Below are 9,335 nucleotides of genomic sequence, written 5' to 3'. Positions count from 1 at the left end.
GTTGCAATTGGATGAATTGGCTACATTCTTGCTCGCAGCAGCTACTTTTGTGCGCAAAGGTTTGCCCTTGTGGTAGAATGCCGCCCGTTTTCGAGCTCCATAGGTTGGATATGCGATGAGACGTGAACTGGCAATCGAGTTTTCCCGAGTGACGGAAGCGGCTGCACTGGCTGGCTACAAGTGGCTCGGACGTGGTGACAAGAATATCGCTGATGGGGCGGCCGTAGCGGCCATGCGCCACATTCTCAACCAGATCGAGATCGATGGTGAGATTGTGATCGGCGAAGGTGAAATTGATGAAGCGCCGATGCTCTATATCGGCGAGAAGGTCGGTACCGGACACGGCGACGCGGTGGATATCGCGGTCGATCCCATCGAGGGTACCCGCATGACCGCCATGGGTCAGGCCAACGCGCTGGCCGTGCTGGCGGTGGGCGACAAGGGTTCTTTCCTGAAAGCGCCTGACATGTACATGGAAAAGCTGATCGTCGGGCCCAAGGCCAAAGGCGCCATCGACCTGGATCAGGCTCTCGAGCTGAACCTGAAGTCCGTGGCCAAGGCGCTGGGCAAGCCGCTCTCCCGTCTGACCGTCATTACCCTGGCCAAGCCGCGTCATGACAAGGCAATCAAGGAGATGCAGGGTCTGGGCGTGCGGGTGTTCGCCATTCCTGATGGTGACGTTGCCGCCTCCATCCTCACCTGTCTGCCGGACAGCGAAGTCGACATGCTGTATGGCATCGGCGGCGCACCGGAAGGGGTGATCTCCGCTGCGGTGATCCGCGCGCTGGATGGCGACATGCAGGCCCGTCTGGTGCCGCGTCACCGGGTCAAGGGCGACAGCCCGGAAGTGCGTGCGCTGGGCGAGCAGGAAATTGCCCGCTGCGAAGCGCTGGGCATCGATGTCAACAAGGTGCTCAAGCTGGAAGACATGGCGAAGAATGACAACGTCATCTTCTCCGCTACCGGCATCACCAAGGGTGATCTGCTGGATGGCATCACCAGCGATGGCGTGATGGCGACCACCGAGACTCTGTTGATCCGTGGCAAGTCGCGCACCATTCGTCGTATCAAGTCGATCCATTATCTTGAGCGCAAAGACAGCGTGGTACGCGATATCATCCTGTGATGATGGCTCGCTGAACCGGCTGTGTTGTCTGAAGCCCGATCGCCCGTGCGGTCGGGCTTTTTGTTGTGCGCCAGCTACGTTTGTGCCGCCGCTTCGGCTATGGTGGCTCAGACCGTCCCAAAGGAGTGGAGTCTATGGAGTGTCGTAGCGGCTGCGCTGCCTGTTGCATCGCCCCCAGTATCAGCAGTGCCATTCCCGGTATGCCAGATGGCAAACCGGCTGGCGTCCCCTGTATCCAGCTCGATAGCGCCCTTGGCTGCAAGATATTCGGTCAACCGGAGCGGCCGGCGGTGTGCGGCGGTTTTCGCCCCATGATGGATGTGTGCGGCAGCCACCGTGCCGAGGCCATCTGGCTGATCGGCGAGCTGGAGCGGCTCACCACCTGACGAGGGCAGGGCGAAGAGATAAAAAAAGAGGCCGCATCATGCGGCCTCTCGCGTTTCTGTTTGCCGGGGATCAGATCCCCGCCAGTTCCAGTGCCTGACGATAGTACTCGTTGGCCTTGTTGGTAAGGCGGCGTTTGTCCATCAGCTGGCCGAGGGCGTGGTAGGCAGCGGCGCTCGGCGCCCGCTCCACCTCCTGCTCCAGCAGCTTCTGGGCATCGTCCAGTTGACCTGCCAGCAGATAGAGCTGGGCCAGTGCGGTGTCCACCTCCGGTTGCCCCTGCTGTTTTTGCAGCAGTGCCAGCAGCGGCTGGTAACTCTCGAGTTTCAGCTTGGGCAGGCGAGCCAGCAGCTGCGGCATCGGCTGTTTGCGCAGCGCCTCCTGCCACAGGGTGGCGGCCTCGCCATCGGCGCCCAGCTGGCGCAGCAGATCGCCGTAGCAGGCCAGCAGTTCCGGCTTGAGGCGCAGTTTACGCGGCAGATCCTGCCATACCGCCTTGAGGGTCTCGAGGCTGCCGGCAGCCTGTTGCAGGCGACCACACCAAGCCTGTTGCAGCAGATCTTCTTCCTGTTTCGGGGTCAGCTTGCCCACCTTGTGCAGCGCCGGGATCAGGTCGCACAAGGAGCTCCAGTCCTGACGGGCCAGATGTACCTGACGCAGCTGATCCAGCACCATGGGGTGGCGCGGGTTGAGGGCGTAGACCGACTCCAGCATCGCCAGCGCGGTATCGTACTGGCCCTGCTCGATCTGCAACTGGGTCTGGGTCAGGGTGAGCGCCAGCTCGGCTTTGGGGTTCTCCTCCTGCGCTTTTTGCAGGTATTGATCCCGGCGGGCGTCGTCACCACGTGCCTGTGCCGCCTTGGCTGCGCTCAGGTAGTTGAGCAGCGGGGTGTCGCTGTTGCTGGCCCCCTTGATCATCAGCTTTTCAGCCTGACTGTAGTGCCCTTCGGCCATTGCCAGGGTGGCGGCGACGGTCTGTTGATTGGCCTTGCGGCGGCGGCGCGAGCCGTACCAGCCGAGGGTCTTGCGGCGCAGGCCGAATACCCGACCCAGCAGCCACTCGACGATCAGCAGGGCGCTGTAGAACAGCACGGCCAGGATCACCGCGCTGGTGACGGAAGATTCGATGGTGTAATTGCCAAGGGCAATCAGCACATAGCCCTTGTTACCGGAGGCTTGCGGGCCAAAGATCAGCCCTGCGACCATCACGGCAACCAGAATGATTATACGGATCATGGTGCCCTCCTCAGCTGCTGGCCAGAATGCGTTGCAGGCGTTCGGTCAGCACCCGCTCCAGCATCGCCTGGGTCTTGAACTGGGCCGGATAGTCGATCTGGATCTGCTCACCTTTGAGCTTGTCGATCTCGCCCTGCATGTAGCGGGTGGCGCTGTTGTCGGTGTCGAAATACTGGGTCAGCCAGCGCTGGGCCTTGTCCAGGCTGTCTTCGTAGAGCGCCTGCTGCTCGCGATAGACGGAGAGCTGGGCCTGCAACAGCTTGGTTTTGAGGTTTTCACGCAGGAAGATCTCCTGCTGCGGCGAGAGCAGCGCCTCGACCGCGCCATCGCGGCGACGGATGGTGATGAAGTTCTCGGTGAACTTGACCCAGTTTTTCTTCAGGTTGCTCTCCCACTCGTCGGGATTGGTGCTGACCGCCTGCTCCGGCTCGGCCTTGGCTTCCGGCATGCTGACGGTGGAGAGAGGCAGTAGCTCGATCTGGTCGGACAGCGCAGCTAGCTTGAGGGTCAGCCCCTCGCGGTCGATGCGCGGCATCCCCTTGAGCTTGGCGATATCCTCGGCCAGTGCCTTGCGGATCGGCATCAGGCTGGGGTCGTTGAGGGCGGCGATCCGCTCGTCGGCATTGCCGAGCAGGGTGATGGCGGAGACGAGGTCATGCTCCAGCCACAGTTTGCGGCCCGCCATCCGTACCAGATATTCGGATTCGGCCAGCATCCAGTCGTTGGGGCGCTTGTCATTCAGATCCAGTACCCGGTTCTGCAGACCCTGCATCTCCCCCTGCAACCGCTGCTGGGTTTGATCCAGTGCGGCCAGCTGCTCGGCATCCTTGCTGCTGGTCTGGTCGATCTTGCTCAGGGCGCTCGCCAGCTGCTGCTTGAGTTGGGCCAGTTCGGCCTGCTGGGCAACGGCGTTCTTGTGGCCGTGCAGATAGAGACCGCCGGTCAGGCCAAGGGCCAGCAGGATGGCGACCCCTCCCAGTACGGCACCGGAGCGGCTCTTGCTGCCATTGACCGCAGCGGTCGGCTGGGGTTTGACCTGGGATTCTTGTTGTTCTGTCATTCCATCTTCCTCAGTTCCAGTGCGGCCGTCAGGGCCTGGTTGGATGCACCTTGGGCAATCGTGATATGGATAAAGCCCGCGGAGTGGGCCATCTCGGCCACGCGCGGGCTGGGGACCACCAGCAGGCGGTCAAAAAGCCAGGGCCGCTGGTGGTCGGGAACCAGTTCCAGCAGCCGTTGCAGCAGTTCACCACTGGTAATGAGCAGGCTGTCCAGCCCCGCTGCCTGCCAGTGGTGGGTCAATGTGTCCCCGTCCAGCTCGGGGTAGTGGCGCTCATAGGCCGCACAATAGTGCATCAGAGCACCGCGTGAGGCCAGCGTGCTGGCGATGAGATCCCGCCCGCCATTGCCCCGCAGGATCAGTACCCGTTTGCCTGCTATCTGCTGCAGGGCGGGCAGGGCCAGCAGCCCTTCGCTGCGCGGGTCATCCGGGCAACTTGCCGTGATGCCTATGGCTGCAAACGCATCTGCGCTGGCCTGACCCACCGCAAAGTACTCAATATGTGGCCAGGTCTGACCAGTTTGCAACAGAAAATCGTGTGCAAAATGAACGGCATGGATGCTGACGGCGATAACCGCGTCAGCACTGCGCAACAGGTCGGGCAGGAGAGGGAGTTCGCTGCCCGCCACGGTTTTCAGCAGCGGGCAGCAGAGTGGTGCATGACCGTGCTGGCGCAGCAACTGCACCAGCTCGGCGGCTTGGGCGGCCGGACGCACCACCAGCGGGGTCATGCGCGGTAGACCTCGGCCAGGATCTCGTCGGCACCGGCGGCCAGCAGGCGCTGGGCCAGTTGCTCGCCGAGGGCCTCACCATCGGCCAGCGGGCCGCGGATCTCGTCGCGGATCACCTGGCTGCCATCCGGGCTACCCACCAGACCACGCAGCCAGATCTGCTCGCCTTCGACCAGTGCGTAGGCACCGATAGGCACCTGACATCCCCCTTGCAGGGCGCGATTCATGGCGCGCTCGGTCAGCACCCTGGCGCGTGTTTCGGCGTGCTCCAGCGGCGCCAGCAGGGCGTGCAGCTCGTGATCGTCGAGGCGGCATTCGATGCCGACCGCACCCTGGCCGTTGGCCGGCAGGCTCTGCTCCGGCTCGATAAAGGCGGTGATGCGGTGCGCCATCTCCAGTCGTTTCAGACCGGCGGCGGCGAGGATGATGGCATCGTACTCACCCGCATCCAGCTTGGCGAGACGAGTGTTGACGTTGCCACGCAGGTCGCGGATCACCAGATCCGGGCGGGCGGCGCGCAGCTGGCACTGGCGGCGCAGGCTGGAGGTGCCGACCACGGCCCCTTGCGGCAGTCCGGCAATGGCCTTGAAACGATTGGAGACGAAGGCATCGCGGGGATCTTCCCGCTCGCAGATGGTGTGCAGGCCGAGCCCCTCGGGGAACTCCACCGGCACATCTTTCATGGAGTGAACGGCGATATCGGCCCGTCCTTCCAGCATGGCGGTCTCCAGCTCCTTGACGAACAACCCCTTGCCACCGACCTTGGCCAGCGGGGTATCGAGGATCTTGTCACCCTGAGTGCTCATGGGCACCAGTTCGACCTGCAACTGCGGGTGCAGGGCTTCGAGCCGGTCTTTGACAAAGTTGGCCTGCCACAGGGCCAGCGGGCTCTTGCGAGTGGCAATTTTCAGGGTTCGGGCTGCCATATCAATCAGTTGTTTCATTTTTAGAAGGAAATCGATATTACCACCCTTTGCCCGGGCTTTCATGGCGGAGCCGGCAAAAGCGGGGCCAAGCTCAAAAATGCATGCTGAAAATGATTTTCATTAAGCAAGCGGTGTTGATTAATTCATTGAATGTATTGGAGTTTAATGATTTCCCCTGATACTTGATGTGGTCATACCAGAAATAATCTGACGTTTAGCTGAAGGCTTGTTTACCACCGCTGTTTGCATTGTTAACATGATCACACTTTTTTGACGTATCCCCCTTTTGGTGCGTCATTTTCACTTAGGTGATAGGCAGGGCATTGCAGGAACACATCGATACGCTGGTTGCGCGTTATGACGACATTACCCGTCTCAAGACGCAACGGGCGTTAGGCCTCATGAGTCGCTATGGGCAGCAGGTATTCCAACTGCTGCCTGTCATGCTGCACTTCAATCATCCCCTGCTGCCCGGTTATGTCTCCGGTGATGTCCCTCATGGCATCTGGAGCTTCAGCGCCAGCGCCGAGCAGCAAGCCTTTATCGATGACCTCTGCCGCAACGCCAACTGTCAGAGCGGTCTGGCAACCCATGATCGAGCCATTCAGGGGCTCTACTCCATGGGCAGCACCTCCTCCATCGGCCAGTGCTGTCACTCCGATCTCGATATCTGGGTCTGCCACGTGGCCGGTTTGTCGCAGGAGCGGCTCGATCTGCTGGAGCTGAAGTGCCAGCAACTCTCCAAGTGGGCCGAACAGCGCGGGGTCGATCTCAACTTCTTCCTGATCCCCGAAGACAAGTTCCGCCAGACCAACGATGCCCAGATGCAGGGGGAGAGCTGCGGCAGTGCCCAGCACCTGCTGCTGCTCGACGAGTTCTACCGCAGTGCCATGCGTATCGCGGGCAAACGCTTGATCTGGTATCTGGTGCCCACCGAGTGTGATGATCACTACGATGCGTATGTGAACGAGCTGTTCGAGAGTGGCAAGCTCAAGCAGGAAGACTGGCTCGATCTCGGCAGTTTTGACCGTATTCCGGCCGAAGAGTATTTCGGTTCCGCCCTGTGGCAGCTCTACAAGGGGATCGACTCCCCTTACAAGGCGGTGCTCAAGTCGGTGCTGATGGAAGCCTACTCCCACGAGTATCCCAATACCCGCCTGCTGTCGATGATTGGTCGCGACTGGTTCCAGCACAACGAGGGGATGCACTACCGGCTCGACAACTACTGTCTGATGCTGGACAAGGTGACCAACTACCTCAAGTCCATCGGCGATATGGCGCGGCTCGATCTGGTGCGCCGCTGCTTCTACCTCAAGGTGTGTGACGGTCTCAGCAATCCCAAGGATGATCACTCCCCCGAGTGGCGCCGCGAGCAGATGAGCCAGCTGGTCTCCTACTGGGGCTGGAGTCAGGACAAACTCTATCAGCTCGATCATCGCCACGAGTGGAAGATCGAAGAGGTGAAGATCGCTCACGCCGAGCTGCTGGAAGCCCTGATGCAGAGCTACCGCAACCTGATCCAGTTCGCCCGCCGCAACAACATCAGCGAGTCGATCAACCCGGAAGATATCGGCATTCTGTCGCGCAAACTCTACGCCGCGTTCGAGAGCCTGCCGGGCAAGGTGCAGCGGGTGAACCTCAAGATAGCGCCAGATCTGAGCGAGCCGGATCTCAGCTTCGTGCAGGTGCCCCACGGTCGCCTCAACCGCGCCGGCTGGTATCTCTACAAACATTCGCTGGAGCCGGTGGACATCATTGGTCGCGCGCCGCTGGAGTTCAACGGTTACATCAGCAAGCTGGTCTCCTGGGCCTACTTCAACGATCTGCTGACCCCCCAGTCGCGGGTGCACCTGTTCAATCAGGGGTCGGATCTGCACATCGACAATCTGCACCAGTTCTGCCGCGATCTCTCCGGCTGCTTCCCCGAGAAGTACCCGCTGGCCACCAACCTGGCCCTCAGTCGGCCGTGCGAGATCCGTCAGCTCTCCATCTTCCTCAATCTGGAGATGGATCCGACCAGCCATTGGGTCGGTCAGGTGATCGAGTTTGACGCCAATACCGTGGATGTCTTCTCGTTTGGTCGCAATCAGGAGTGTCTGGTCGGCTCGGTGGATCTGGTCTATCGCAACTCCTGGAGCGAGATCCGCACCCTGCATTTCCAGGGGGATGAAGCCGTGGTCGATGCCCTCACCACCATCCTCGGCAAGATGCATCAGGATGCCGCCGCCCCCGAGATGATCGAGGTGTTCTGCTACAGCCAGCACTTCCGCTCTCTGGTGCGCTCCCGCTTCCAGACTCTGGTGGCGGAGTGCATCGACCTGCGCCTCGCCCGCGACAAGCAGCAGTTGGTTAAGACCATGGCCCTTGGCCGCGAGAAGTACGGCATCTTCTTCGAGCGGCGCGGTGTGTCGGTGAAGAAGCTGGAAAACGCCATCGATTTTTACCGTCACATCTCCCACAACAAGCTGGATCACCTGCCGTTGCGGCTCGACAAGACCCACAGCCAGCATCTGCCGAGCATCGTCGATGCCTACGCCAGCGAAGGGTTGGTGCAGTTCTTCTTCGATACTCGGGATGCGGGCACCAACATCTATATCCTCGATGAGGCGAACCGGGTGGAGATCTACCAGCACTTTGCCGGCAACAAGGATGAGCTGGTGGCGGGGGTCAACCGCTTCTACACCTCCAATCACGAGCGGTTCAGCGATGATGGGCAGTTCATCAACTTCAACCTGCCGCAGTACTACGAGATAGTACAAGTGAATGGCGAGCTGGATGTGATCCCCTATCGCAGTCAGGGCACTCTGCGCGAACAGGTGCCGCCCGCTCGAGAAGTGGGCTGACCCGTCAGTTGGAATCGCCATAAAAAACGGCCTGCAGATGCAGGCCGTTTGCTATTGCGGTTGCTCAGGCGCCGAGGCGAGCCAGCAGCCAGCTGCGAATGTCGCCGAGCTGCGGACGGCAGATCTCGTGACGCATCGGGTACTCGTGCCACTCGGGGGCGAGTCCGGCGCTTTCCAGCCGGTTCTTGGCATCCCAACCGAGCGACAGGCTCACCACATCGTCATAGATGCCGTGCATATAGCAGATGGGCAGGGTGCGAGCAGCCTCGCTCATCTCGCCGAGCAATTTGTCGGGGGCTGCCAGATAGGTGGACATGCAGAGCAGGCCAGCCAGCACTGCCTGGTAGCGCAGCGCGGTGAAGGAGGCAATTACCCCGCCCTGAGAGAAACCTGCCAGCACGATATGCTCGGGGGCAAACCCGTCGGCCACCAGCTGATCGAGCAATGCGGCAATCTGGTCGGCGGATTCACGGACATGGGACTCCACTGCCCGCTCGGCGGGGTCCTCGAAGCTTTTGATGTCGTACCAACCGCGCATCTTGTAGCCCATGTTGATAGTGATGGGGCGCTCGGGGGCATCCGGCAGCAGGTGACGTACCGGTAGCTCGGCGGGCAGATCCAGTGCGTTCACCAGCGGGGCGAGACCGGCGCCGGAATCACCCAGCCCGTGTAGCCAGATCACCGCATGACGGGCGCCCTGCGGGTGCAGGTCGATCATGGGAACACCACATCTTCGCCCGCCTGGGCGGTGCAGGATTGGCTCAGTAGCGCCTTGAGCTCGTGGCCGAAGCGGTTGTCGATCCAGGTGTCACCCTGCAGTTCGAAGTGGAAGCCGTTCTCGCGGGTGGCGACCCAAATCTGGTGCAGTGGCTCCTGCTTGTTAATGATGACCTTGGTCTTGTTCTCGAAAGAGAGGGTCAATACGCCGCCGTTGCGTTCGCAGTCGATATCCGGATACCCCTCGTCGAGCGTGTCTTCCACATATTGGAAAAAGGCGTCGGTCAGGGCGTGATACTCGTGATCCTTCAT

9 protein-coding genes are annotated in these 9,335 nt (G+C 61.0%); 3 read left to right on the top strand and 6 right to left on the bottom strand.

The window, feature by feature from the left end:
• The first annotated feature begins 115 nt into the window (after window positions 1-115).
• Window positions 116-1,126 (top strand): class II fructose-bisphosphatase, encoded by a 1,011-nt coding sequence (glpX, locus tag AB5Y92_RS05200; RefSeq protein ID WP_005336386.1) that lies wholly within the window; start codon window positions 116-118, stop codon window positions 1,124-1,126.
• Between the two features lie 134 nt (window positions 1,127-1,260).
• Complete coding sequence (locus AB5Y92_RS05195) at window positions 1,261-1,512, top strand: YkgJ family cysteine cluster protein (RefSeq protein WP_005336384.1); 252 nt, start codon at window positions 1,261-1,263, stop codon at window positions 1,510-1,512.
• 70 nt (window positions 1,513-1,582) lie between these two features.
• Here AB5Y92_RS05195 and AB5Y92_RS05190 read toward each other — a convergent pair whose 3' ends face one another.
• Genes AB5Y92_RS05190 through hemC form a run of 4 tightly spaced genes read right to left on the bottom strand, consistent with a single transcriptional unit; the run spans window position 1,583 to window position 5,463 of the window.
• Window positions 1,583-2,746, bottom strand: coding sequence for a heme biosynthesis HemY N-terminal domain-containing protein (locus AB5Y92_RS05190; protein ID WP_139440313.1), 1,164 nt, complete (start codon window positions 2,744-2,746; stop codon window positions 1,583-1,585).
• Window positions 2,747-2,756: 10 nt separating this feature from the next.
• Entirely contained in the window at window positions 2,757-3,806 is a 1,050-nt protein-coding gene (locus AB5Y92_RS05185) for a uroporphyrinogen-III C-methyltransferase (RefSeq protein WP_368225838.1), read from the bottom strand.
• The gene (locus AB5Y92_RS05180) at window positions 3,803-4,537 is read right to left on the bottom strand and encodes a uroporphyrinogen-III synthase (RefSeq protein WP_279461444.1); all 735 of its coding nucleotides are present in this window, start codon (window positions 4,535-4,537) and stop codon (window positions 3,803-3,805) included. The genes AB5Y92_RS05185 and AB5Y92_RS05180 overlap by 4 nt, the downstream gene beginning before the upstream one ends.
• Window positions 4,534-5,463 carry a hydroxymethylbilane synthase gene (gene hemC / locus AB5Y92_RS05175; protein ID WP_201912029.1) on the bottom strand — a complete coding sequence of 310 codons (930 nt, stop codon included), beginning with the start codon at window positions 5,461-5,463 and terminating at the stop codon, window positions 4,534-4,536. The genes AB5Y92_RS05180 and hemC overlap by 4 nt, the downstream gene beginning before the upstream one ends.
• A gap of 323 nt (window positions 5,464-5,786) precedes the next feature.
• On the opposite strand from hemC, the gene AB5Y92_RS05170 reads away from it, so the two are divergent.
• Window positions 5,787-8,306: a class I adenylate cyclase gene (locus tag AB5Y92_RS05170; protein WP_368225836.1), complete on the top strand. Its 2,520-nt coding sequence runs from the start codon at window positions 5,787-5,789 to the stop codon at window positions 8,304-8,306.
• A gap of 64 nt (window positions 8,307-8,370) precedes the next feature.
• Here AB5Y92_RS05170 and AB5Y92_RS05165 read toward each other — a convergent pair whose 3' ends face one another.
• On the bottom strand, window positions 8,371-9,024 hold the full coding sequence (locus AB5Y92_RS05165) for an alpha/beta hydrolase (RefSeq protein ID WP_164535912.1): 654 nt from the start codon (window positions 9,022-9,024) through the stop codon (window positions 8,371-8,373).
• The gene (gene cyaY, locus AB5Y92_RS05160) at window positions 9,021-9,335 is read right to left on the bottom strand and encodes an iron donor protein CyaY (protein ID WP_021231825.1); all 315 of its coding nucleotides are present in this window, start codon (window positions 9,333-9,335) and stop codon (window positions 9,021-9,023) included. Before cyaY ends, AB5Y92_RS05165 begins: the two co-directional genes overlap by 4 nt.

Source organism: Aeromonas sp. R1-1 (assembly GCF_040908495.1).
Lineage (GTDB): Bacteria > Pseudomonadota > Gammaproteobacteria > Enterobacterales > Aeromonadaceae > Aeromonas > Aeromonas veronii.
Note: the sequence above shows the minus strand (reverse complement) of the source record. Positions and strands in the feature narration are given on the sequence as shown.